Origin of the sequence: Pollutimonas sp. M17, from assembly GCF_025836975.1 — a bacterium.
GTDB lineage: Bacteria > Pseudomonadota > Gammaproteobacteria > Burkholderiales > Burkholderiaceae_B.
In genome coordinates this window covers 2794803-2818844 of record NZ_CP107548.1, presented here as the reverse complement: position 1 = coordinate 2818844, position 24042 = coordinate 2794803, and the positions used below count along the sequence as shown (strand labels likewise).

The window sequence follows — 24042 nt, the reverse complement described above, 5'->3', positions numbered from 1 at the left end:
GCGGTTTTCGGTCTGGGCCGGTTTATTGAGGCTGCAAGCCGGCTTTCTTGAACAGCTCGGCCCATTGCGGAACTTGCTGATCGACCTTCTTGGTCAGCGCTTCGGGGTTGGCTTCATCGGTCAGCACGGTGGCGCCCAGGCCTGCCATGCGTTTCTGGAAGTCGGGGTTGGCCAGGCCGGCCTGCAATGCCGAAACCAGCTTGTCGACGACGGGCTTGGGCGTGCCCTTGGGCACCCACATGCCATGCCAGATGCCGACTTCAAAGTCCTTGAAGCCCGATTCCTGCATGGTGGGCAGGTCGGGAAGCGTCGGGACGCGCTGCTTGCTGGTGACCGCATAGGCCTTCACTGTGCCGGCCTTGATGTGCTGGGTGGTGTTGGTGGTCTGGTCGCACATGACGTCGACTTGCTTGCCCAGCAGGTCGTTCATGGCGGGGCCTGTTCCCTTGTAGGGAATGGTCAGCAGATCGACGCCGATGGCGTTGGTGAACATGGTGCCGCAAAGATGGCTGGCGGCCCCGATGCCGGCATTGGCCAGCGATACCTTGTCTTTATTGGCCTTCAGGTAGTCGACCAGTTCCTTGATGTTGTTGGGCGGGAAGTCGGAACGGGCGATGATGGTCATGGGCACGTCGACGACCAGGCCGATGGGCTGGAAGCTGGTATTGGGGTTGTAGCCCGGGTCCTTGTACAGCGAGGGCGCGGTGGAGAAGCCGATGTGCATCAACAGGAAGTTGTAGCCGTCCGGTTTGGCGCGCGCCACCTGGCTGGTGCCGATGGTGCCGCCGGCGCCGGCCTTGTTTTCCACCACTACGGTTTGGCCCAAGGTGGGACGCATCGCTTCGGCCAGCGAACGCGCCACGTTGTCGGTGGGGCCGCCCGCGGAGAACGGCACGACCATGTTGATGGTGTGGTCCGGATAGTCGGCGGCCTGCGCAGCCCCCGCGCTAAGCAGCGTGCTTAGAAACAGGGCCGAGCCGAACTTAAAGGTGAAATGCTTCATTGAGTCTCCCTTCGCTTTTGGCAAAGTAAAAGTGGTTAGCAAATGTTGGATAGGGGGCATGCTATGTCAAAAGACCGGGCTTGTCGCCTAGGTTTACCCCTTAGAAACAACCCTGCGCCCAATGCGGGATTGCGATGGGGGGCGGAAGCAATTGATTTGTTGCATTGCAACAAAAAAGCTTGACTCACGAGCTGGATCAGGTAGAATTTGATTTGTGCAGTGCAGCATAGAAGGTTTTCACAGGTATGCGGTGATTTGCTTAGCCTTCTTTATTTTTACGCCCGGGCACGTCCCCGGATATTACGAACCGCAGCGGCGGTTCACCTATAAAGGAAACATCATGAGCGCAATCCCCCAACACGTCCTGGCCAACCAAAAAGCCTCGCTGGACAACCTGCTTGCCATTCAAGGCACCTTTTTCGGTGGTTTCGAGAAGCTGGTGGACCTGAACCTGAAGGTCATCAAGGCCACCCTGGACGAAGTCGCCCAGAAATCGCAGCAAGCCATCGAGGTCAAGGACGCCCAGGAAGCCCTGGCATTCACCTCCGGCCTGGTGCAGCCCAACGCTGAAAAGGCACTGGCCTATGGCAAGCACGTCTACGACATCGTTTCGGGTGTGCAGGTCGACCTGTCCAAGCTGACCGAAGAGCAGATCGCCCAGGGCCAGCAGCAAGTGTCCGACGCCATCGACCAGATCGCCAAGAACTCCCCCACGGGTTCCGAAGGCGCCGTGGCATTGCTGAAGTCGTCGCTGGCCACCGCCAACAGCGCCTACGAGTCGGTTGCCAAGGCCACCCGCCAGGCTGTGGATGCCGCCGAGTCCAACCTGAGCGCCGCCACCAATGCGACGTTCAAAGCGGCTTCCGACGCCGCCGAGGCTGCCGCCAAGCCGGCTTCCCGCGCACGCCGCGCCGCCTGATCGCTGCCGGTCAGCCGGCGCAGGCCGGCAGGTGGCCCGGATCTTGGCGGAGTACCCGCCGGTGGCCAGGCCCAAAGTATCAAGACAAATCCCCGGGGAATCGAGTCCCCGGGGATTTGTTTTTGGCGCCGTTGCCCGTCAAGCCAGGGCGCGGACACACTCGCCGATAAGGGCGGGACCCCGGTAGATCAGGCCGGTATACAGTTGAATGGCATCCGCGCCCGCGGCGGCCTTCTCCTGAGCCTGCTTGCCCGAAACCACGCCGCCCACGCCGATGATGGGAAAGCCGGCGCCCAATTGCGCACGCAGGCGTTCGATGACCCGCAGCGACAGTTCGTGTACGGGGGGGCCCGACAAGCCGCCGGTTTCGTCGGCGTGGGGCAGGCCGCGCACGGCATCGCGCGCCAGCGTCGTGTTGGTGGCGATAACCCCATCGACGTCATGGCGTGGCAACACGGCTGCAATGATGTCCACCTGCTCGGTGTTCAGGTCGGGCGCGATCTTGACGACCATGGGAACCCGCCTGCCATGCAGGTCGGCCAGCGCCTTGCGCTTCTCTTGCAGGGGCTGCAGCAGGCCGGTCAATTCTTCCTGGCCCTGCAAGGCACGCAGGTTCTGCGTATTGGGCGATGAAATATTGACGGTGACATAGTCGGCGTGGGGGTACACGCCCTCCAGGCCGACCAGGTAATCGTCCACGGCGCGCTCGATGGGCGTGGCGGCGTTCTTGCCGATATTCAGTCCGAGTATGCCGCCGTGCTGGCGCCATTCGCTGCGGCGCACATTGGCGATGAAGGAATCCAGCCCCTGGTTGTTGAATCCCAGGCGGTTGATCAGGGCCTCGGCGCGCGGCAGGCGGAACATGCGCGGCTTGGGATTGCCGGGCTGGGGCTTGGGCGTGACCGTGCCCACTTCCACGAAGCCGAAGCCCAGGTTGCCCAGGGCGTCGATGTGCGCGCCGTTCTTGTCCAGGCCGGCGGCCAGCCCGACGGGGTTGCGGAAATGCAGGCCCATCAGGTTGCGTGGCTTTTCAGGCCGGGAAGCCATCAGGCCGCGGGTCAGGCGGCAGTCGTAGGCTTTCTGCAGCGACGACAGCGTCAGTTCGTGGGCGGTTTCGGCATCCAGCGAGAACAGCGCGGAGCGGGCCAGCGGATAGGTATTGAAGAGAAGGGACATGTTGGAGTTACGGAATGAGGCCTTCCGGCTCGGCCCAGATGCCGTTGCGCAATATCTGGAAGGGTTTGTAGGATGATTTGTAAGCCATTTTACGGCTTTCCCTGATCCAGTAGCCCAGGTAGAGCCAGGGCAGATCCAGTTCGCGGCATTGATCCAGTTGCCATAGGACGCCGTAGGTGCCCAGGCTGCCGTGAGCCTCGGGATCGAAGAAGGTGTATACCGACGAAAAACCGCTGTCCAGGACGTCGATCATGGACACCATGCGCAACTGGCCCGAAGGCAGGCGGAATTCGACCAGTCTGGAATCGACCCGGCTGGTAAGCAGGAATTGTGTGTATTGGGCCTGGCTGTCTTCGTCCATTCCGGCGCCGGGATGGCGGGCCCACTGATAGCGCTGATAAAGCTCGAAATGCTCGGCGCTCCAGTGCAGGGGCAGGGTGCGCGTGATCAGGCCGCCGTGCCGGTTCCACGTCTTGCGTTGAGTGCGATTGCGCTGGAAGCGCCGCGTGTCGATGCGTATGGGAATGCAGGCCTGGCAGCTGTCGCAATGGGGGCGGTAGGTGAACAGGCCGCTGCGTCGAAAACCCTGTTCCACAAGCTCGGAATAGGTTTCGGCATCGATGAGATGGGTGGGGGCGGCAACCTGCGACCTGGCGTCCAGTTCCGGCAGATAGCTGCATGGGTAGGCGGCTGTCGAATAGAACTGCAGTGTCTTGAATCCCGGCTCGGTCGGATGGCTCATGGCAGGCTCGATGATGCTATGAAAGTCATTATGGCTTCATTCATTCCAGGGGCGCAAGCCGGCCGGAACTCAAGATCCGTCCCGGCGTCCATGCCGGCGCGTCGTGGCGCAGCGCCGCATCCAGCAGGGTCAGAAAATCCCGGCGGGGCATGGGGCGGGCGCCCAGGCTGGACAAGTGGCTGGTTTGCTGCTGGCAGTCTATATGCGCGATGCCGCGCATCCGCAGGAAGTCGACCAGATAGGCCAGCGCCAGCTTGCTGGCATCGCTGGCCAGGCTGAACATCGATTCGCCGAAGAAGAAGCGGCCCAGGCAAACGCCGTAGAGTCCGCCGGCCAGCCGGCCGTCCATCCACGCCTCCACGCTATGCGCGGCGCCGGCCTTGTGCCAGTCAGTGTAGGCGGCTTGTATGGCGGGCGATATCCAGGTGCCGCGCCGGGTTCCGCGCACGGACGCGCACGCGGCGATGACCTCGGCAAACGCCGTGTCGGTCGTGATGCGTATCCGTGCGTTCGGGTCCTGCTCGGTACGGGCCGCCTGGCGCAGCTTCTTCCTTAGCGAATGCGAGGCCTTGAAATCGTCGCAGGCAAGGACCATGCGTGGATCGGGGCTCCACCACAGGATGGGGTCGCCCTCGTTGAACCACGGAAAAATGCCCTGGCTGTAGGCTTCGGTCAGGCGCGCTACAGAGAGGCCGGCGCCCGCCGCCAGCAGGCCTTCGGGCAACGCCGAGTCCGGGTGCGGGAAGGGCGCGGCGTCGTCCAGCCAGATCAAGCTTGCCACGGGAAGTCCTTCCTATTTGGGAAACGGATCCGGGATGTCGTAGTGATGGAAGGGGAATACGCCGGTCTTGCTGTCGGCGACATAGTGTTCCAGGGTGGTGATGATGGTGCGGAAGGCCAGCTCGCGCCAGGGAATGTCCTGAATGCTGAAGAAGGCGGCTTCCAGGCTTTCCGGGCCGGGGTACAGTTCTTCGCTGAGCACCTGGGCCAGGTAGAAAAAATGCACCTGTTCGGCATGCGGCACGTCGATCACCGTATACAGCGGACCCAGGCGGATCTGCGCTCCCGCCTCTTCCTGGGTTTCGCGCATGGCGCCCTGGGCCGTGGTTTCGCCCAGCTCCATGAAACCCGCCGGTAAGGTCCAGGTGTTGTAGCGCGGCTCGATGGCGCGGCGGCACAGCAGGATCTTGTCTTCCCATACCGGCAGCACGCCCACGACATTGCGGGGATTCTGGTAATGCACCGCTCCGCAGTTGTTGCACACGGCTCGCATCCGGTTGTCATCGGGCGGAATGAAAAGCTCGATCGGCGTGCCGCACTGGCTGCAGAACTTCTGCGTGCGCGGAGCGGGAAAATAGAAATTGGGGGCGTGCGATGTCATGGAGTGATTCTAACCAAATCACGCCGGCGTGTCGGTCGGACACGTAAGGCGCCGCCCGGCGTCAGGCGGGACGCGGCCGGGCGACGAAGCCAAGGGTGCCGGGTATGGCGCGGGCCGGGCAGAAGCGCAGTTCGGCCGATGGTTCCGGGATCCCGGCCCATTCAACCGTGAGGACATCCGCGGCGGCCCACGGCCGGGCTTCCAGCCATTCCAGCGCTGTCCCGCCATCCGGCGCACGCAGCCAGGACAGCACGGATTCCAGGTCGCGCCCCGCCACCAGGGCGGGTCCATGTTCGGTCTGCGTGTACAGCCTGCCCTCGTCATCCAGCCACCAGCCCCGTAATTCGTTCACAGGCAGGCCGTTGTGGGTCGTCAGGCTCGGTCCGTTATCAGGCCCGCCCGTTGCATGCACGACATAGGGCGCCGCGTCCAGCCGCACGTACACCTTTTGCGGACCGTTCTGGAAATACCATTGCCCCGCCTCATCGGCTCCGTAATTCCGGTCGATGAAGCGCAATATGGGGGGGCTGCTTATGGCCTCGCCTCGTTCCAGGCCCTGGCCCGCGGCAAGGTGGGCGTCCAGTGCATCGCCTCGGGGGTGCAGGCGCCATTCGCCGCGCTCGGTCAGGGAAAGCCAGCCAAAGACATCGGGCACGTCCGGCCAGCGCGCCATCGCGGCAACTACGTTTTCATCCATGTTTTCTCTTGCGAAACCTGATGGTGCGAGTATAGGGCCGGGGCGCGGCGCTTGCGCAGCAGCGTACTGGCCTGCGGCTGGCCGCCGGGTGTTGCCCGCGCGGGCGGGCTAGCGCCGATCCAGACGGCGCGCCAGCGCATTGCCCAGCGAGTGCGCCGCTTCGGCCAGTATCAGCAGGGCGAATGCGACGGCCAGCATGACGCCGGGCAGGAATTCACGATAGCCGTAGCGCATGCCCAGGTCGCCCAGCCCCGATCCGCCGATCGCCCCCGCCAGGGCGGAATAGCCCACCAGGCTGGCCAGCGCCAGGCCCAGGGCCGCCGCTATGCCGGCCGAAGCCTCGGGCAGTAGGACTTTGCAAACGACCTGCACAGGCCGCGCGCCCAGAATCAGGGCGGACTCCACGATACTGCGGTCCACGCCATGCAAAGAGGCTTCGACGCGGCGCGCGACGAAGGGGACGGCAATGACGGCCAGGGGAATGATGCTTGCGCCCAGGCCGATCGCCTGGCCGAACAGGCCATGAGCAAGCGGGATGGAAACGGCAAGAAGGATGATGGAAGGAATGCTCCGCAGGCCGTCCAGCGCCGCTCCGGCGGCGCGGGGCAACCGCAATATCGGCAAGGGGCTGCGGCGGTTGGCCAGGTAGAGGGCCAGTCCCAGGGGAATGCCGGCCAATGACGCCGCCAGGCCGGATGCGCCGACCATCAGCAGCGTTTCGGCGAACGAGGTAATGAAAAGCGTCATCATGGCCGACGACATGGTGGTGCTCCTTTGAGGGGTCCAGGCCGATTGTAAAAGGGGGGCCGGCCTTCTCTAAGTACATTTTCGGCCGGGCCACATAGCTGGAAGTCATAAAAACACGGTGGGACGCAGGCGGGCTTGCGCGCACGCGTTGTCGCGTGCCCCGCCATGTATGATGTCGCCATCGTTGCGCCGGTTAATGGCCGTTTTTTGGTTTTTAGCTTTATTTGAGGTTGTTTTGAGTCGTTTTTCCGCTACGCGCGTGGATGCCAGCGTTTTCAGCAACCGCAAGGTGGTCGTGCTGGTGGCCGCCCTGTGCTGCATGCTGTGGGGCAGCGCCTACCCCGCCATCAAGAATGGCTACGAGCTTTTCTCCATCGCCACGGACGACATCGCCGGCAAGATGGTATTTGCCGGCTATCGCTTTCTTTTGGCCGGCTTGGTGCTGCTGCTCATGGGCCGCCTCGGAGGACGCCGCATCACCGGACTGGGCGGAAGGCGCCTGGGCCAGCTGACCTTGCTGGGCCTCGCCCAGACGGCCTTGCAATACATATTCTTCTACATCGGCCTCAGCTACACCACGGGCGTCAAGGCGTCCATCCTGAATGCAACCGGCACCTTCTTCAGCGTATTGCTGGCGCACTTCATCTACAAGAACGATCGCCTCAGCCACAATCGCATCCTGGGCTGCCTGGTCGGCTTTACGGGTGTCATGGTCGTCAACCTGGATACGCAAGGACTGGACTTCCGCTTCACCTTGCTGGGCGAAGGCTGCATCGTGGCCGCCGCCTTTGTCCTCTCGGCCGCTTCCATCTATGGCAAGAAAATCTCGCAGGGCATGGACGCGGTGGTCATGACGGGATATCAACTGGCCATAGGCGGATTCGCGCTGATCCTGCTGGGATACGGGACGGGCGGGACATTGACGGGATTTACCTGGGCCTCGTCGGCCATGCTGGCCTATCTGGTCGTCCTGTCGGCGGCCGCTTTCTCCCTATGGAGCATCCTGCTCAAGTACAACCCGGTCGGGACGATCACCATCTTCAATTTCCTGATTCCGATATTCGGCTCGGCGCTGTCGGCCCTGTTTCTGAACGAAAGCATCCTGGAATGGAAGAATGCGATCGCCTTGCTGCTGGTGTGCTTCGGCATCTGGAGGGTCACGGCGGAAAATCCCGCCATCAGGCCGGTGCATCGTCGGGCCGCGGACCGGCGCTAAGGCCGGGCAGCCTTTCGCCCAGGCTATCTATAGCGGCTCGAATACGGTATCGGCCCCGCAGACATTTGTATAGCGCCGCCAGCGGGCGCGGCATGCCGTGCAGCGATAGCGCCGCTCGAGAATGCCTTCCCAATGAGAGGGCGGGTGTATTTCTTCCAGCAGCATCAGGGCATGCGGTTGCCTTGGCGCCGCGCTCAATGAAAGCCGGCGACAGCTGGCACAGAGAAGGGTGAATTCCGCGGAGCGCATGCAAGCAGGGTATTGCATGCGCTGCGCAGCAGCCATAGTGCAATCGGTCTACGCTTATTTACGCAAGGCAAGCGACAGGGCGATACCGATGGCGATGCCGATACCGATTCCACCCGCAATGTTGTCCATGGCGGCGCCGATGGCAACGCCTATGGCTATCCCGATGGCGATCGTCGATCCTGATTTCACGGAACCACGATAACACCCGGGACGGGCGGCGTAAACGACGCAATGGCTCGCGGCCGCGGATAGAGCCGCTATCGGCCTTCGCTGTATGGGGCAAAGCGCCCGGTGATGGGATCGCGGATGAAAAGCACGCCGGTGCCTACGCCGAAATAAGCGCCATGCAGGGTAAGCGATCCGTCTTCCACCGCGTCGCGCACGGCGGGGAAGGTCATCAGGTTTTCGAGGCTGTAGCCGACCACGGCCCATTCGAGTTCCCTGATCCAGCTTTGCCGGTCTTCGGCGGGAGGGCCGACGCGTTCGGCCACCGGCGCGATTTGCGACATCCATTTGCCGATGAAATCGCGCTTGGTCAGCGGAGCGGCATTGTTGGCATAGGCAGCCACGCCACCACAGCTGGCGTGGCCCAGGACAACGATATGCTTGACCTTCAGCGCATTTACACCGAACTCGATCGCGGCGCTGGTGCCGTGGAACGAGGTTTCGACATCGGGTTCGCAGGGCGGGACAAGATTGGCGATATTGCGTATTACAAATATCTCGCCGGGATCCGCGTCAAAAATGGTTTCGGGGGCAACGCGGGAATCGCCGCAGCCGATGACCATGATTTCCGGGTGCTGTCCGGATTTGGCGAGTTCTTCATAGCGCTCCCGCTCGCGGGCGAGGCGGCCGTTTAAAAATGACTGGTATCCTGAAGTAAGCCTGGATGGAAACACGTATAGTTCCTTTTGTTATTTGAGGCTTCTGGATTCTACGCCTGTCCAAAGGCGCAAAAAAGCCCCATCAGCGCTTGGCCGTAGGGCTAAAAAGTTCTACTGGAGGCGCAACTCGGAATCGAACCGGGGTACACGGATTTGCAATCCGCTGCATAACCACTCTGCCATTGCGCCGTATTGGCCGTATATGCCAAGCCAGCTAGTATACCATGTGTTGCCTTCAGTTTTTTGCCGGGGCCGGGGTTCTGGGCAACTGGCTGACGATCGTCAGGGTAAGAAGGGCGGTGCCGGCCATGACGGCCAGCAGCATGGTGAAGCCGGCCTGCTTGACGATGGGCCCGATAAGCCAGACGGCGAGCGAACTGGCGCCGAAGGAAACGGCCAGGCGCATGCCCGAAACCCTGGACCGCATATTGTCGTCTACAAAGCGCACGATCATGGCATCGATGAAGGGAATGGCGCCGAACACGGCCGCCATAAACAGGAATTGCAGGAAATAGAATGACCAGCCGTCTAGCGCCATGGACACCACAAGCAGCACCGCCTGCGTGGCGATGATGGACAGATACAGCGCCTTGAGCGCTATCCTGTCGAGCAGGTGGCCAACGATCAGCTGCGTCGCCGATGCGACGGCATAGACGATGGCCAGCAGCAGGCCTATCTGGGCAGGATCCTGGGAAATCCGCTGCAGGCGGTCTGACAGCAGCTCGTAATTGCTGCTGGTCGAGAAGTTGAACAGCAGGCTGCTGCTGGTGGCCGCCATGGTCATGATCAGGAACAGCTTTGCCATGGAGATGCCGGGCAGGGCGGCGGTGGTGGCTTTCTTCCTGGCGGGCGGCATGGCTTCGCGCGAACCCAGCCAGGCGAACAGCACCCCGCAGATCAGGCTGACGGAGCCGGGCACCAGGAATGCCATGCGCCAGCCAAAATACTTGACCAGAAAGCCCGTGACCACGGCCGCCAGCGCCACGCCCAGATTGCCGGCCAGCCCATTGACCCCGATGATCCAACCCGGGCGCGTGGCTCCCTGGACCAGCATCGGAATGCCCACCGGATGATAGATGGAGGCGAAGCACCCCAGCAGCGCCAATGCCAGCGCCATCTGTATGGGCGACGCGGCGGCGCTGACCAGGATGGCCGAAGCGCCCATCCCGAAGAAGAAAAGAATCATCATTGGCCGGCGCCCCCAATGGTCGCCCAGCCTGCCGGCGGGCAGCGATCCGATTCCGAAGAAAAAGAAGGCCGCCACGCTGTAGGGCATGAGGTCTTCCCAGCGCTGCAAGCCGAAGTCGGCCGCAATGCTCGTGACCGCGGTCGCGAAGATAAGAAGGAACATATGGTCGATGGCGTGACCGATGTTCAACAGGAATTGTGTGGGCCGATTGTTCATGGCCGGATTATCCGCTAGGATGGCCAAATCGCCTTGCTCCAGACAGTCAATAATGCGTCCAAAACCGCCAAGATCAACTACGGCCTCGAGCGCGCCGCCTCAGCCGCCGCGCAGCCGGAACGCCAATGCGAACATGGCCAATCGGGTGCCCCGCGACGTGGCGGCGCTGGCGCGATCCGACCCGGCCGGCTGCGTCATCGCCGCGCATCATCATTTGCGCGACCAATTGATCTATGCGATTGAAGGCGTGATGACGATACGGGCCAAGGGCTCGATATGGACGATTCCCCCCAGCCACGGAATGTGGATGCCGGCGCATACGGAGCATGCGATACGCATGGATGTCGCCGTCGAGATGCGCACCCTGTATTTCCAGCCCGGCGTGGTGCAGGGCAAGGTGGGTGCTTGCCGCGTGCTGGCCATTACCCCTCTGTTGCGGGAACTGGTCCTGCGCGCGATGGCCATCGCGCCGCATTACGATCCCGACGGCGCCGAAGGGCGGATGATGCAGGTGCTGGTGGACGAAGTCGGCCAACTGGCGCAACAGCCTTTGTCCTTGAAGCTGCCGTCGGACAAACGCTTGCTGAGGCTGTGCGAAGCGTTGCTTGCCGATGTGTCCAGCGGCGCCTCCATCGCCGAATTGGGGGAAAGCGTGGGCCTGTCCGAGCGCAGCGTGATCAGGCTTTTTCCCAAGGAGACCGGCATGAGCCTGAATCGCTGGCGCCAGCAGGCGCGGCTGATGCGTGCTTTCGCACTGGCCGAGCAAGGCATGACGATGACGCAGATTGCGCTGGAGCTGGGCTATGGCAGCGCCTCGGCATTCAGCAAGATGTTCAGGAAGCTGTTCGGACAGGCGCCCCGGTCATTTTTCAGGGCCGGCCATCAGGATACGGGGCCGGCCCTGCTTCGCCCGGACAGCCCGGACCAGGCCTGATCCGGATCCCGCCATTCCGCGCAAAGCCGGCGCGGCCGGCCGCTGCGGTTTCCTTGCAGCCTGGCGGCTAGGCCTTGCTGTGCTTTCCGAAGCGCTGGTTCAGGTCGGCATTGCCGATCACGTCGGCAAAGCCGTCGAAACGGCCTTCACGGGCGATGTCCTGGGCCACACGCAGGAAGGCGTCCATGGCCACGCGCGCCAGCGAGCCACCCACGCTGATGCGGCGCACACCCATGCCGGCCAGATCCTGAACCGTATGGCCCAGGGCGACGGGATTCAAAAAATTGACCGCCCGGCCGCCAGCCGCCTGGACGATCGCGGCGATGTGCTCCCGGGTCTTGATGCCGGGCGCATAAAGGCAATCGGCCCCCGCGTCCGAGAACGCTTTTATGCGGCGGACGGTCTCGTCGATGTCGGGGGCGCCGCGTATGAAGCCTTCCGTCCGGGCGGTCAGCAGTACGCGCTCGCCGCTGCGATCGATGGCCTGCCGGGCCGCCTTGATGCGGGCCACCGCAATGTCGAAGTCATACAGGCCCGCGGCTTCGCCTTGCGGCGCGTCTTCGATCGACAGGCCGGCCACTCCTGTCTGGACGCAGCGGACAATGTTTTCCTGCATCCGACCGATATCGTCGGAAAATCCGTTCTCGAAATCCGCGTTAAGCGGAATGTCCACCGAGGCGGCCAGTTCTTGCAGATGAGCCAGGACGGCCTCCAGGCTTTCCGCGCCGTCCGGCAGGCCGCTTGCATGCGCATGGCCGGAACTGGTCGAGGCAATGGCCTTGAAACCCAGGTCTTCCAGGCATCGCGCTGTGCCGATATTCCAGGGGTTGGGTATGACGAAGCAGCCTTCTTTGTGCAGCAGGTAAAAATCTTCTCGTTTCTGGGCGATCGTGCGCAATCCGGTCATAGGGCACCTCGTGGCGGTTGGTCGGCAAACGGCCGTTCAACGGTCGGCCGTCAGGAAGCTCAGGCGTAGCAGCGTATCCCGCGCAAGCTCCACGATGGAGTCGATGCGCGAACTTTGCGTGGCCGTCATGTATGAGATGTAGAAGCGTGCCGGTGCGATGGGCGGATCGCATGGCAATGTGCGCACCACGCCTGTCGCCAGCATTTCTTGCAGCAGGGGCAGGGGCAGGATGGCGATTGCGTGGCCCGCGGCGACCAGCCGGGCGATCAGTGCCAGCGAATTGCTTGTGCTGAGCGACTGGATTTCCGTGCCCCCGGTGCTGAGCCAGCTTTCGACCACGGCATGGAGTGTCGATGGGGCGGAGTGCGTGGCAATGTTCATGCCGCGCGCATCCCTCGGGCGGAAAGGATCCGCATGAATGGGCAGCGATGGCGCGGCCACCCAGGCGAAGGGCATCCATCCTATGAAGCTGTCCGTGATCTCGGGTCCCGTGGATGGATTGGTCAGCAAAGCCATGTCCAGTTCCCTGGCATTGAGCTTCTGGTTCAGCACCGAGCCGACATCGACCGTGATTTCAAGTTCCAGCGAGGGAAAGTGCTCTTTGAACTGGGTGATGACCGCGGTAAGGCCCACTGTTGCGGAGCACTCATCGGCCCCAAGGCGCAGCTTTCCGATCAGGTCCCGGCTCTTGCGGAAGTGCTCCAGCTGGCGGCTGCTGTGCAGCGCCTGCTCGGCATGGCGCAGCGCAGCCAGGCCGGTTTCCGTCAGGGTGACCCGTTGGCGGGACCGTTCGAACAGCTTGGCTTCGAGCGTGTTTTCCAGCTCGCGGATCCGTGCCGAAACGGCGGGCTGGGATAAATGAACGTGCCGCGCGGCCGCATGAATGCTGCCCAGATGAGCAGCCCAGTAAAAGGCTTCCAGCTGACTTAGGGTTATCCGCATGATAAGGAATTTCTCTCAAGTGGGCGGGGTTTTTTGATTATTCCGAGTGGATGGCTGCGTGATATTCTGCCCTCGACTTTGAGGCTTTCTCTCGTTTACTTTCATTATAGTGACACAACCGGCATGTATTTGATTCACCCCTTACCCGCACCCATCCCCGCGCATGACCTGGCCTTGCTGGCGCGCGCCGAGCCCGCGACCGTCGGTCATTTCTGCACCATCGGTTTCATGGACGCGGGTATCCGGGCGCACAGCCAGGATCTTCGGGTGGCGGGCACGGCGGTTACCGTCCGCATGCCGGGCACCGATGGCGGCATTCTGCACTACGCGATGGGTTGTGTGCGGCCTGGCGACATCCTGGTGATCGACCGTTGCGGCGAGGCGGTAACGGCCGCGTTCGGCGGCGCGATGGCCTATGCCGCCAGCCAGGCCGGCGTGGCCGGACTGATCGTGGATGGCCTTGTGACGGATTTGGGCGAGCTGCGCCAGCACGGCGTGCCGGTGTGGTCGCGCGGGCCTTCCATCGTGACGACCCGCGTGCTCGGACTGGATGGCGAGTTTTGCGGCCCGGTCAGTTGCGGCGGGGTGGCGGTCCATCCCGGCGACGCGGTGCTTGCCGACGAGAATGGGGTCCTGGTGCTGCCGCGAGGGCGCATCCATGCGGCCGCCCGGCAGGCCATTGATTTCCAGGAGCGGGAAAAGCTGACTCTCGCACGCTTGCGCGCGGGTGAGAAGTTCCCCGACATCGTCGGCTCTCGCGCCGCTATAGACGGGAATATTGCAATGGCATCAACGCAGGGCTGATGTGGGTCCGATCGCCTGAGGCCGATCGGCATTTTCCTTGATTTTTTGTTCAATGTTCTGCCTGTAGGCAGGGGGGAGGCTTTATGAAAAAAATAGTATGCGCGCTAATGCTGGCCACGGCTCATCTCGGCGCCGCCGCGGCGGATTTGCCCAAGACGCACTTCAAGGTGGTGGGGGGCGGCAGCCATAACTATACGTTTGGCGCCGTGGAAAAACCATTCTGGGAGAAGACGCTGCCCGAGGCGTCCGGCGGACGCGTGACGGCGGACCTGGCCGGCCTGGCCGAAAGCGGCCTGAAGGGGCCCGAGGTGGTGCGCCTGATGCGCGCCGGCGCCATTGACATCGGCATGGGCGTGTTTGCCTATGTCAGCAGCGATGACGCGATGTTCGAGGGCGTGGACCTGCCCGGCATGGCGACGGATATCGATAGCGCGCGCAAGATCGCGCAGGCCTATCGGCCCGTCCTGGACAAGCGCATGAGCGAACGCCACGGCATCAAGCTGCTGGCCACGATTTCCTATACGGCGCAGGTCTTCTTCTGCCGCGAACCCGTCACGCAGCTCGCGGATCTGAAAGGACGCAAAGTCCGTACGCGCGGCCGGAACATGGCCGACTATGTCAATGCGCTGGGCGCAACGACCGTAACCTTGCCATTCGCGGAGGTCGTGACGGCCTTGCAGACGGGCGTGATCGATTGCGCCGTCACCGGCATCGGTTCGGGCAATGCCGCCAAATGGTACGAGGTGGCGAACAATCTGTACAACCTGCCCATAGACTGGTCCGTCGGATTCTACGGCATCGGCTTGAAGCGCTGGCAAAAACTGGACCCTTCGGTACAGGCGCTGCTGCAGAAGCAGGCTCAGGTGCTGGAGGACCGGCTTTGGGATGAGACGAAGCGGGAGAATGATTTCGCGCTGGCCTGCAACACCGGCAAAGGCGAATGCCAGATCCATGAGAAAGCCGGCATGAATGCCGCTGCGCCCAACGCGCAGGAGCGGGAAGAGCTGCGCGGCATTGCGTTGAACATCGCCGAGCAGTGGGGCAAGCGCTGCGGATCGGAGTGTGTGCGTCAATGGAATGAGACTGCCGGAGCAGCGGCGGGCATCTCCCTTCGTTGAACCGGGGGCTGCGTCTTGATGGAGGAATACCTGTGAAACGACAAACCCTGGCGCCGGTGCGCGCATTGGACAAGGTGGCCGGCTTTGGCACCTGGGTGGGTGGAATCTGCCTGATCGTTTCGTCCACGCTGATCGTGGTCGATCTGTTGCTGCGCAAGTTCGCGGGCTGGTCATTGGGCGGAGCCGACGAAATTGCAGGCTACGTCCTGGCAATCGTCAGCGCATGGGCATTCCCCATCACGCTTCTGCGCCGTTCGCATATCCGCGTGGATGTCGTCTATACGCATATGCCCGGCGGAATCCGCATCGCGCTCGATCTCTTCGCCATGGCATGCATGGGCGTCTTCATTGGCGTCCTTACCTATCATGCCTGGCAGGTGTTGATGGATTCCATTTCATTCAATGCCATTTCGAACACGCCTTTGCAGGTTCCGCAATGGATCCCGCAATCGATGTGGTTCGCCGGCTATGCGTTCTTCATGGTGACGATCGTGGTGCTGTTTGCCTGCTCGCTGTGGCTGCTGGCCAAGCGCAGGCCGCGTGAAGTGGGCAGACTCATCGGCATCAATTCGGTCGAGGAGGAAATCAGCGAAGAGGTCCAGATGGAACAGAAGGCGGATCCCGCACTTTCGCATCAGGCCGCTCAGGAGAAATAAGCCATGTTGACGACCACTATCACACTCTTGCTGGGCCTGTTGGCATTGAGCGTTGCCGCCGCCGCCAGTGTCGGCGTTCTTGGAATTGCCCTTTCCGAGCTGTTTTCTCCGCTGCCGCTTACCAATGCCATCGGGGAGCTGGCCTGGGGTTCCAGCGCCGAGTTCCTGCTGGTTGCCATTCCGCTGTACGTCCTGATGGGAGAACTGCTGGTCAGTTCAGGTGTGGCGGGACGCATGTATGGCGCAGTGTCCAAATGGGTATCGTGGCTGCCTGGCGGCCTGATGAATGCCAATATCGGCGCATCTGCGCTGTTTTCCGCAACCAGCGGCTCCAGCGTGGCCACGGCCGCCACGATCTCCACACTGGCATTGCCGGAACAGCGCAAGGCGGGCTACAACGCGCCGCTGTTCCTGGGCTCCATTGCCGCCGGCGGCACCCTGGGGATCCTGATACCGCCGTCGATCAACATGATCGTCTATGCGCTGATCGCAAACGTGTCCGTGCCCAAGCTCTATCTGGCCGCCACCATGCCGGCCATTGTGCTGACGGGGATGTTCACGCTGCTGATCATCGGCGCCTGCCTGTTGCGTCCACGGCTGGCGGGAAAGCGTTCCTCCGTGACATGGCGCGAGCGCATGCAGAGCCTGCCGCATCTGGTGCCGCCCCTGCTTATCTTTGTGCTGGTGATCGGCGTGATCTATGGCGGAATCGCCACCGCCAGCGAATCGGCGGCCTTGGGGGTGATTGCGGCGCTGCTGCTCGCCTGGTACAAGCGGGCGCTGAACATGGCCACGCTCAGCCGCGCATTCGAATCGACCATGCGCACGACGGGAATGATCATCCTGATCACACTGTCCGCCTTCTTCCTCAACTTCATCCTGTCCTCGATCGGCCTGACCACCATGCTGGTGGACTTCGTCACCGGACTGGAGCTGTCACCCATCGGAACGATGCTGGCCATCATCCTGTTCTACATCTTGTTGGGCTGCTTCATGGATACCCTGGCCATGCTGGTGACGACGGCGCCGCTGACCGTGCCTATCGTGATTGCCATGGGATTCGACCCGATCTGGTTCGGCGTGATGCTCATCCTTCTTTGCGAAATGGGGCAGCTGACACCTCCATTCGGCATGAACCTCTTCGTGGTGCACAGCATACGGGGGGAAGGGAAATTCATCGACGTGATCTATGGCGCATTGCCGTTCTGCCTGATTCTGCTGTTGATGCTGGGGCTGATGCTGCTTGCGCCTGAACTGGCGCTCTGGCTGCCGTCGCAGATGTCGGTGTCGTAGCAGCGGCCGCAAGCCGTGGATCAGGATATCCGGATTTCAATTTTTACTTATCTGTCATTTCAGGAGATGTGTGATGGAATCAAGCAGCGTTATCGCCATGACGCTTCGTTGCGAGAGTGCGGACGACGCTTCTTTCGCTCCTTACGGAAGAATTGTCCGCCGTCCGGAGAATGTCGCCGCAAGCCTGGCATCCGGGGCGGTCGAGTCCTGGAGCCTGCCCTTCGAATCGGGTACGCCGCCGCAGGTCATGTTCAACCGATATCATGACAAGGGACGCGAGTTCTCGGTAATGGAAAAGCACTTGCAGGTGACACAGTGCTTCTTCCCCCTTGGCGGAACCCCCTTCATCATGGTGGTCGGAATAGACGGGCACGATGGGAGCTTCTCTCCCGAAGATGTCCGGGCCTTCCATATAGAGGGGAACCATGGTGTGCTGTTGTGGCGCAATGTGTGGCACTCGCTGGCGCGATTTCCCGTCGGCGCCGACTACATCGACCTGGCATTCATCACCGACTGCGGCACCCAGCGCGAAATTGAACGCCATCTGGCTGGCGGACCCAAGCCTACCCAAACGGACTTCATCGATTTCGAGCGTACGCATCAAACCCGGTTTCTAGTGAGGGATCCCGGGTCGGCGTAGACCCCGAAGGCATTTCCGCACAGGCAAGCCGTTTCTGTTCAGCGGCTGCCAGGGTTTGGAACAAACGCGGGCGGCTTTTCCATGGAAAGGCCGCCCGCGAAATTTTGGATGCTTGCCCGATCAGGGCCGTGATGGCTGGTTCGGCAGATTTTTCATCTGTTCGGCATGCAGCTGCGTAGCCTTCCCATGCCAATCCGTATGCGCTTGCCAGTAAGTGGCCGCATGCACGATAGCCGCGTCCCGTCCGTGGGAACCAACGAACTGCATGGATGTGGGGCGTCCATCCGCGGTGAAGCCGTTCGGCACGGCAATCGAGCAGCCCTGGATCAGATTGACGAAGCGTGTATAGATGCCCAGTGTCCGCTGGCCGTCGAATTCGGCGAGCCGTGTCGCGGCCGTGCTGGTTGTTGGAACGAGCAGCAGGCGGCCGGGAATGAGCAGGCCCTCCATGTGTTCGCGGCAACCGCGGGCGCGATTGAGCAAAGAGAAATATTCCTCCAGGCCGATCCTGCCGCCCTGAAGGAGATTGTTGCGTGCTCCGTCCTCGAGCGGCGCCAGGGGATCGTCGGCCCATATCCTGTTGTTCAGGTAGCCTTCGACCGATGAGATGCCCGCCCAGATTCCGGCCATCTCGGCAAAGCCGAAAGTGATCGACTTCGTTTCCGTGGGGAAGCCCAGTCGTTCGCAGTGCGCCTGGCTCGCGCGGTAGGCCGCCAGCACTTCCGGATCCAGGCTGCCAAGGCTGGCATCGTCAAGAAACACCAGCGTGGGCAACTGCCCCCGCGCAGCCCTTTCCAACTCTTCCTCGAATGCCTTCCGGCGCGCGGCCGGCAGCATGGCGCGATACACCCGCCCGGCGTCGTCGGCGCTGCGGGCCATCGGGCCCACGACATCGAAGCTTTGGCTGAGCGCCGCCACGCCTTGGGTGCTGACCCAGCCCGGAGATCCCTTCAGGCCGGTGATGCCGCACCAGGAAGACGGAATGCGCACCGAGCCGCCCGTATCCGTACCCAGGGCAGCCGGCACCAGCCCGGAGGCCACGGCGGAAGCCGAGCCATTGCTGGAACCGCCCGGGAAGTATTCATCGCCTGCATCGATGGGGTTGAGCGGACGGCCCAACGGGCTGACGCCCCATCCGCTCATGGCGAACTCCGTGGTGTGGCTTTTTCCGGCGATCACTGCGCCTTCCTTGAGCAGCGAGGCGATGACCGGCGCATGCCCGGTCGCCACGCGCGCAACGGCGCGGCTGCCCAGGCGCGTCGGCATGCCGGCGACATCGATCAAGTCCTTGACGGCGATTGGAACGCCGGCCAGCAGCGAGGCGGGATTGGCCTGAGCGGCATGGTCAAGAACCGGGGAATCGGCAACATGGACAAAAGCACGTATGGATGTGTTGCGCGTACGGATGGCCTGCATCCGGTCGACGGCCTTTGCATCCCTTTCGGCGGCCGGCTCATGGCTCCGGCAATTGTCCAGTGCGTCCAGGAAAAAAGTCATCGAAGTACCTCATGTCATTGGCTATGTTTCTTAATCTGTTCCGCAGGCGGCGACGCGCATGCGGAACCCGGAAATCAACGATGAGGGTACATGGAAACGCAGAATCGGGACGAAAAAAATTTGGATCAAAGCGGGTGTTTATATTTATCACCACACGCCGCATTTGTTCCATGATGCCGAACCCGCCATTACTTGCCGGCCTTTATCCCGGTGTTCCGGATCAGTGTTGCGGCCATTTTGGCTTCTTCTTCGATCATGCTGTCGAATGCGGCGCTGGATCCGCCCACGGGATTCGTGCCCAGGGTGGCCAGCGTTTCCCTGATGCCGGGATCCTGCAGGACGATGTTTATTTCCGTATTCAAACGCGTGACGACCTCTGCCGGTGTGCCTTGGGGGGCCAATACGCCGAGCCAGGTCAGATGCTGAAAAGGCTTTCCTATCGTCTCTGCAACGGTGGGCGTGTCAGGCAGGCTGGGCCAGCGTTGCTCCGAGGTTACCGCCAGGGCTTTCAGCTTGCCGGCCTTGATGTGAGGCATCGCGGCGGCAAGTGTTGCCGTCACAATGGGAATCTGTCCTCCGATCGCATCCGACAGCGATGGGCCCGAACCTCGATACGGCGCATGGATCATCTTGATGCCTGTCGTGTGGGCAAACATCTCGAATGCAATGTGGCTGGGCAGGCCGATGCCCGGGCTTCCGAACGGGATCGTGCCGGGCTCCGCCTTTGCCGCCGCGATGAGCTGGCCCAGAGTGTCGTACGGAGCGTTATTGGCCGCGACAAATACCGAGGGCCCCCGGGTGAGTTCGGCAACGGGCGCAAAATCCGACAGCGCGTATGGAGCCGGATTGAATAAGGAAACATTGACGCTGTGGTTGTTCCCCGTGAGCAAAAGCGTATACCCGTCGGCCGCCGCCGTGGCGACGGCGTCCGTGGCGATGTTGCCGCCACCGCCGCCTTTGTTGTCCACCAGGACGGGTTGGCCCAGGGTCCGGGAAAGGCGGTCGCCCAGCATGCGGGCCACGGCGTCCGCGCTGCCGCCCGGCGATGACGGCACCACGATGCGTATGGGTTTTTCCGGCCATGCCGCCTGAGCCGGCCCGGCCAGTCCGAGCACGGCGAGCGCCGCGAAGGCCGTGGCCAGGAATGGCTTGACTAAGGGTTTGTAGACAATCTTCATGGTGTCTCCTTCATGTTATTGATTATGATGCCTTGCGGCCGTTAGTTCGAGTGTGCGTGCACCACGCCCGCTTGTATGAGCTGCATGATCTCGGTGTCGGTATAGCCGAGTTCCGCCATCACTTCCCTGGTGTGCTGGCCATACAGCGGCGCGCCGCGCCGCGTCACCCCGTTGCCGCCCGAGAACTTGATGGGCAATCCCAGGGCGTCGATCTCGCCCGCCACCGGGTGATCCACCTTGATCACCATGTCGCGCACCCTGGTTTGCGGATCGTCCAGCGCCTGCCGGATGTTTTTCACGGGCCCCGCCGGTACGCCGGCTCGCTCGAAGGCCTGCACCCAATGTTCGGTGGGCCGCGTTTGCAGGACGTCCGAGATGAGCTTTACCAGAGCATCCAGGTGCTCCATGCGGCCGGCGTTATCCTTGAAGCGCTCGTCCGTCAGCAGGCCCGGCAATTCGAGCACTTCTGAAACGCCGACCCATGTGGCCTTGCTGATGGCGCCGATATTGAGCCAGCCATCTTGAGTCGGGAAAGCCTGGTAGGGCGCTGCGACCGGGTGGGCCGACCCCATCGGTCCGGGAGAGTGCCCCGTGGCCAATGCCATGGCGGCCGGCCAGTAAGTATGAACCAGAGATGCTTCCATCAGCGATGTATCGATGTATTGGCCCCGTCCGCTGCGCAGGCGTTCGATGTAGGCCGCCAGTACGCCTGTCGCCGCCAGGATGCCGGCGGTCACGTCTCCAACAGGCACGCCCACCTTGACGGGCGGGCGGCCCGGACCTTCGCCCGTCAGGCTCATCAGCGCCGACATGCCTTGAGAGATAAGATCGTAGCCGGCGCGCTGCGCGTAAGGGCCGGTGAGCCCGAACCCCGTGATCTTGCAGTACACCAGGCCGGGATTGAGCGCCTGAAGCGCGTCATAGCCCAAGCCCATTTTCTCCATGGTGCCCGGCCGGTAGTTTTCGATCACGACGTCCGCCTGTCCGATCAGGCGCCTGACGAACTCCTTGCCTTCCTCCGCCTTCAAATCCACGGCAACGCCTCGTTTGTTGCGGTTCAGGATCATGAAGGAAGCGGACTCTCCATTGATGGCGGGAGGCGTGGTACGGCGGGTATCGTCCCCGCCCGGAAGCTTCTCGATCTTGATGACCTGAGCGCCCATGTCCGCCAGCATCAGTCCGCCCACCGGACCCGCCATGACATGAGCCAATTCGACGACGCGCAGTCCGGCCAGCGGGCCTTTGTGAACCGAGGTTTCTTCCATCTTCTATATTCCCTTGAATAGCGGAGGCCGCTTGGCCAGAAAAGACCGATATCCTTCCTTGAAGTCATCCGTGTCGAAACAGTCATAGCCCTCATTCAGCTCGGCTTCGCTGAGCGGCGAGCCTTGAAGCAGTCTGGCCACGAATTTCTTATGCCAGCGGGCCGACAAGGGCGCTCCCGCCGCTATGTTGTCCACGATCCTCTGCAGGCCGGCCTCGTAGCCGTCTTCCGGAAAAACGCGTGTGACCAATCCCTTTTCATACGCCTCGGCCGAATCCATCAACCTTCCTTCCAGAAGCAGTTCCAGAGTGAGTTGCGGACCCGCGAGGCGCAGCAGCCCTTCAAGCTCGGGGTAAGCCAGTACGCCGCCCAGGCGGGCGATGGGCACGCCAAAGCGGCTGGCTGTGCTGGCGATGCGAAAGTCGCATACCGCCGCCAGCTCCAGGCCTCCGCCTACGCAGATGCCTCGCACGGCGGCAATAGTGGGGATGGGGCAATCGCGCAATGCGTGCATGGCCCGATGCCCGTGCTTGCCGAATTCAATGGCTTGCTCTTTGCTTGATCGTATTTTTTCGAACTCATCGATGTCGGCGCCGCTGCCAAAGGCCTGCGTTCCCTTGCCGCGCAGCACCAGGCAGCGCACTGGCATGTCCCTGGAAAGGGCAAGTACGGCATCCCCCATCTCTATCCACATGGCCTGCGTCATGGCGTTGCGCTTGGCTTCGTTGTCTATGGTGATGGTTGCGACGTGCCCGTCCCGCTGCACCACAATTCGTCCATTCACTGGCGATCCTCCTGGTAAGCTTCCGACTATAGGGATACCGAGACGCCTCGTAAAATATGAAATGCGTCTACCGCTATAACCGTTCTATATAGCCCCTGTCGGCCCAAGGAGAAACAGTGGAACTGCGACAGCTGAAATACCTCGTGTGCATCGTCGAGGCCGGCAGCCTGTCACGCGCTTCGCAGGCTTTGCATGTTGCGCAGCCGGCGCTCAGCCAGCAGATCAATCGGCTGGAAGAGGAGCTGGGCGTTAAATTGCTCGTCCGCAGCGTGCGCGGCGTGACCCCGACCGAAGTAGGGCAGGCCGTCTATCAACAGGCGAAATCGGTGCTGAAGCAGATAGAGACAACTCATCTGATTGCCGCGCAAGCCGATGCCGGGCCTGCCGGGCCCGTAACGGTCGGCTTGCCATGGACCATGGCGACCTTGCTGGGTTTGCCGCTTTTGCGTGAAGTGCGCGCCAATCTGAAGTCCATTCGACTGGAAATAATCGAAGGGCCAAGCTCCATGCTTGCCCAGCTTCTTGCGCAGGGCAAGCTTGACGTGGCCATCGCATTCGACAACACGACCACCGGCGGCCTCTTGATGAAGCCTCTTGTCTCGGAGCCGCTGCAGCTCGTCGGGCCGGAAGGTTCGCTCGACGGCAAAACGCGCTGTACGATGGCGCAAGTGGCCCGTTTGCCGCTGCTGCTGCTCAGCCGTCCTAACGGTATACGCGAAGAGATCGAGCGGATATGCGCGGCGGAAGGGCTCAAGGCGGATGTGGTGGCGGAAATCAATGCGCCGAATTTGTTGATCGCCGCAGTGCGTGCCGGTCTCGGCTATACGATACTTCCTTCCTGTGCGATGGATGAACACGTCTCGGCTACCGCCCTGGATGTGGCTGAAATTGAAGGCGGACGGCTCAGTCGAACGGTGTACCTGTCCAGATCCAGGCTTCTTCCCATGTCGCCCGCCGCCGAGCGTGTTTATGGGCTGCTGGAAGAACTGATATTTGGCGCCATCGAGAAGGGACGATGGCGCGCCAATTGGCTGGGCCGGCCTGCCCCCGCTGAAGCCGGTCCATAAGCACAGGCCCGGCGCCGCGTAATCCCATGCTATGGTGCGCCATTATTCTTTTTGCCCTTCCTCGTCGGACAGCCTGGCGATCACCTTGATTTCGAACTGGAAGCCGTAGAGCCAGGTTACTCCCACCGCCGTCAGTGTCGGATGAGGTGCGTCGCCCCAGTATTCCGGCACGACTTTCCAGATTGTTTCGAACTTCGATTCGGGATCGACCATGAAGACGGTGACATCGACCACATCGTCGAACGAGCTGCCCGCCGCTTTCAGGATGGCATTCAGATTGTCGAATGCGAGCCTGACTTGAGCTTCCAGGTCGGGCTCCGGCGCACCGTCTTCGCGGCTGCCGACCTGCCCCGAGACGAACAGGAATCCATTGGATTTGATTGCCGGCGAATAGCGGTTCCGCTCATAAAGGGCCTGGCGTCGAGGAGGAAAAACGACCTTGCGAGTTGCCATGTACCAATCTCCATTAGTGCGTCGAAGCCGGGCCGGCGTCGACAATGAAGACTGTAAAGGTTTATGCAATCCGAATAAACGGGAAA

General features: G+C 62.1%; 26 protein-coding genes and 1 tRNA gene. 9 read left to right on the top strand and 18 right to left on the bottom strand.

Annotation, left to right across the window (positions count from 1 at the left end; all coding sequences use genetic code 11):
* Positions 1–22 precede the first annotated feature (22 nt).
* Positions 23–1003: a tripartite tricarboxylate transporter substrate binding protein BugD gene (locus OEG81_RS13270; protein ID WP_264129734.1), complete on the bottom strand. Its 981-nt coding sequence runs from the start codon at positions 1001–1003 to the stop codon at positions 23–25.
* A 340-nt stretch (positions 1004–1343) separates the two neighbouring features.
* Between OEG81_RS13270 and phaP the strand changes: the two genes are divergently transcribed.
* Positions 1344–1922, top strand: coding sequence for a TIGR01841 family phasin (phaP, locus tag OEG81_RS13265; protein ID WP_264129733.1), 579 nt, complete (start codon positions 1344–1346; stop codon positions 1920–1922).
* A 138-nt stretch (positions 1923–2060) separates the two neighbouring features.
* On the opposite strand, the gene OEG81_RS13260 is transcribed toward phaP, so the two are convergent.
* From OEG81_RS13260 to OEG81_RS13235, 6 genes are all read right to left on the bottom strand, one after another.
* Positions 2061–3098, bottom strand: a complete 1038-nt coding sequence (locus OEG81_RS13260) for a quinone-dependent dihydroorotate dehydrogenase (protein ID WP_264129732.1) — start codon at positions 3096–3098, stop codon at positions 2061–2063.
* Positions 3099–3105: 7 nt separating this feature from the next.
* Positions 3106–3840 carry an arginyltransferase gene (locus tag OEG81_RS13255; protein WP_264129731.1) on the bottom strand — a complete coding sequence of 245 codons (735 nt, stop codon included), beginning with the start codon at positions 3838–3840 and terminating at the stop codon, positions 3106–3108.
* Positions 3841–3880: 40 nt separating this feature from the next.
* The gene (aat, locus tag OEG81_RS13250) at positions 3881–4621 is read right to left on the bottom strand and encodes a leucyl/phenylalanyl-tRNA--protein transferase (RefSeq protein WP_264129730.1); all 741 of its coding nucleotides are present in this window, start codon (positions 4619–4621) and stop codon (positions 3881–3883) included.
* 12 nt (positions 4622–4633) lie between these two features.
* Complete coding sequence (locus tag OEG81_RS13245) at positions 4634–5221, bottom strand: NUDIX hydrolase (RefSeq protein WP_264129729.1); 588 nt, start codon at positions 5219–5221, stop codon at positions 4634–4636.
* Positions 5222–5282: 61 nt separating this feature from the next.
* Entirely contained in the window at positions 5283–5918 is a 636-nt protein-coding gene (locus OEG81_RS13240; RefSeq protein ID WP_264129728.1) for a DUF2946 family protein, read from the bottom strand.
* A 108-nt stretch (positions 5919–6026) separates the two neighbouring features.
* The gene (locus tag OEG81_RS13235) at positions 6027–6680 is read right to left on the bottom strand and encodes a methionine ABC transporter permease (protein ID WP_264129727.1); all 654 of its coding nucleotides are present in this window, start codon (positions 6678–6680) and stop codon (positions 6027–6029) included.
* Positions 6681–6900: 220 nt separating this feature from the next.
* Between OEG81_RS13235 and OEG81_RS13230 the strand changes: the two genes are divergently transcribed.
* Positions 6901–7881 carry a DMT family transporter gene (locus tag OEG81_RS13230; RefSeq protein WP_264129726.1) on the top strand — a complete coding sequence of 327 codons (981 nt, stop codon included), beginning with the start codon at positions 6901–6903 and terminating at the stop codon, positions 7879–7881.
* 303 nt (positions 7882–8184) lie between these two features.
* Here OEG81_RS13230 and OEG81_RS13225 read toward each other — a convergent pair whose 3' ends face one another.
* The 4 genes from OEG81_RS13225 to OEG81_RS13210 all read right to left on the bottom strand — a co-directional run bounded on the left by OEG81_RS13225 (position 8185) and on the right by OEG81_RS13210 (position 10419).
* The gene (locus tag OEG81_RS13225) at positions 8185–8319 is read right to left on the bottom strand and encodes a hypothetical protein (RefSeq protein ID WP_264129725.1); all 135 of its coding nucleotides are present in this window, start codon (positions 8317–8319) and stop codon (positions 8185–8187) included.
* 68 nt (positions 8320–8387) lie between these two features.
* Positions 8388–9029 (bottom strand): carbonic anhydrase, encoded by a 642-nt coding sequence (locus tag OEG81_RS13220; protein WP_264129723.1) that lies wholly within the window; start codon positions 9027–9029, stop codon positions 8388–8390.
* 100 nt (positions 9030–9129) lie between these two features.
* Positions 9130–9203 (bottom strand) — tRNA-Cys (locus OEG81_RS13215).
* A 46-nt stretch (positions 9204–9249) separates the two neighbouring features.
* Positions 9250–10419, bottom strand: coding sequence for an MFS transporter (locus OEG81_RS13210; protein WP_264129722.1), 1170 nt, complete (start codon positions 10417–10419; stop codon positions 9250–9252).
* Between the two features lie 133 nt (positions 10420–10552).
* On the opposite strand from OEG81_RS13210, the gene OEG81_RS13205 reads away from it, so the two are divergent.
* Complete coding sequence (locus OEG81_RS13205; protein ID WP_264129721.1) at positions 10553–11353, top strand: AraC family transcriptional regulator; 801 nt, start codon at positions 10553–10555, stop codon at positions 11351–11353.
* Between the two features lie 67 nt (positions 11354–11420).
* Here OEG81_RS13205 and OEG81_RS13200 read toward each other — a convergent pair whose 3' ends face one another.
* Both OEG81_RS13200 and OEG81_RS13195 read right to left on the bottom strand, forming a co-directional pair.
* Positions 11421–12260: an isocitrate lyase/PEP mutase family protein gene (locus OEG81_RS13200; protein WP_264129720.1), complete on the bottom strand. Its 840-nt coding sequence runs from the start codon at positions 12258–12260 to the stop codon at positions 11421–11423.
* 36 nt (positions 12261–12296) lie between these two features.
* On the bottom strand, positions 12297–13202 hold the full coding sequence (locus OEG81_RS13195; RefSeq protein WP_264129719.1) for a LysR family transcriptional regulator: 906 nt from the start codon (positions 13200–13202) through the stop codon (positions 12297–12299).
* A 123-nt stretch (positions 13203–13325) separates the two neighbouring features.
* Here OEG81_RS13195 and OEG81_RS13190 point away from each other — a divergent pair, with 123 nt between their 5' ends.
* From OEG81_RS13190 to OEG81_RS13170, 5 genes are all read left to right on the top strand, one after another.
* On the top strand, positions 13326–14006 hold the full coding sequence (locus tag OEG81_RS13190) for an RraA family protein (RefSeq protein WP_264129718.1): 681 nt from the start codon (positions 13326–13328) through the stop codon (positions 14004–14006).
* Positions 14007–14089: 83 nt separating this feature from the next.
* Positions 14090–15124: a TRAP transporter substrate-binding protein gene (locus tag OEG81_RS13185; RefSeq protein WP_264129717.1), complete on the top strand. Its 1035-nt coding sequence runs from the start codon at positions 14090–14092 to the stop codon at positions 15122–15124.
* A 32-nt stretch (positions 15125–15156) separates the two neighbouring features.
* Positions 15157–15780, top strand: coding sequence for a TRAP transporter small permease subunit (locus OEG81_RS13180; RefSeq protein WP_264129716.1), 624 nt, complete (start codon positions 15157–15159; stop codon positions 15778–15780).
* Between the two features lie 3 nt (positions 15781–15783).
* Positions 15784–17073, top strand: a complete 1290-nt coding sequence (locus OEG81_RS13175) for a TRAP transporter large permease (protein WP_264129715.1) — start codon at positions 15784–15786, stop codon at positions 17071–17073.
* Between the two features lie 73 nt (positions 17074–17146).
* The gene (locus OEG81_RS13170) at positions 17147–17713 is read left to right on the top strand and encodes an ureidoglycolate lyase (protein ID WP_264129713.1); all 567 of its coding nucleotides are present in this window, start codon (positions 17147–17149) and stop codon (positions 17711–17713) included.
* Positions 17714–17833: 120 nt separating this feature from the next.
* Here OEG81_RS13170 and OEG81_RS13165 read toward each other — a convergent pair whose 3' ends face one another.
* The 4 genes from OEG81_RS13165 to OEG81_RS13150 all read right to left on the bottom strand — a co-directional run bounded on the left by OEG81_RS13165 (position 17834) and on the right by OEG81_RS13150 (position 22436).
* Entirely contained in the window at positions 17834–19210 is a 1377-nt protein-coding gene (locus OEG81_RS13165; RefSeq protein ID WP_264129712.1) for an amidase, read from the bottom strand.
* A 188-nt stretch (positions 19211–19398) separates the two neighbouring features.
* Positions 19399–20388, bottom strand: coding sequence for a tripartite tricarboxylate transporter substrate binding protein (locus OEG81_RS13160; RefSeq protein ID WP_264129711.1), 990 nt, complete (start codon positions 20386–20388; stop codon positions 19399–19401).
* Between the two features lie 41 nt (positions 20389–20429).
* On the bottom strand, positions 20430–21653 hold the full coding sequence (locus OEG81_RS13155; protein WP_264129710.1) for a CaiB/BaiF CoA transferase family protein: 1224 nt from the start codon (positions 21651–21653) through the stop codon (positions 20430–20432).
* 3 nt (positions 21654–21656) lie between these two features.
* Positions 21657–22436 carry an enoyl-CoA hydratase/isomerase family protein gene (locus tag OEG81_RS13150; protein ID WP_264129709.1) on the bottom strand — a complete coding sequence of 260 codons (780 nt, stop codon included), beginning with the start codon at positions 22434–22436 and terminating at the stop codon, positions 21657–21659.
* Between the two features lie 116 nt (positions 22437–22552).
* On the opposite strand from OEG81_RS13150, the gene OEG81_RS13145 reads away from it, so the two are divergent.
* Complete coding sequence (locus tag OEG81_RS13145) at positions 22553–23503, top strand: LysR substrate-binding domain-containing protein (protein WP_264129708.1); 951 nt, start codon at positions 22553–22555, stop codon at positions 23501–23503.
* Between the two features lie 42 nt (positions 23504–23545).
* Here OEG81_RS13145 and OEG81_RS13140 read toward each other — a convergent pair whose 3' ends face one another.
* The gene (locus tag OEG81_RS13140; protein ID WP_264129707.1) at positions 23546–23956 is read right to left on the bottom strand and encodes a RidA family protein; all 411 of its coding nucleotides are present in this window, start codon (positions 23954–23956) and stop codon (positions 23546–23548) included.
* Positions 23957–24042: the final 86 nt, after the last annotated feature.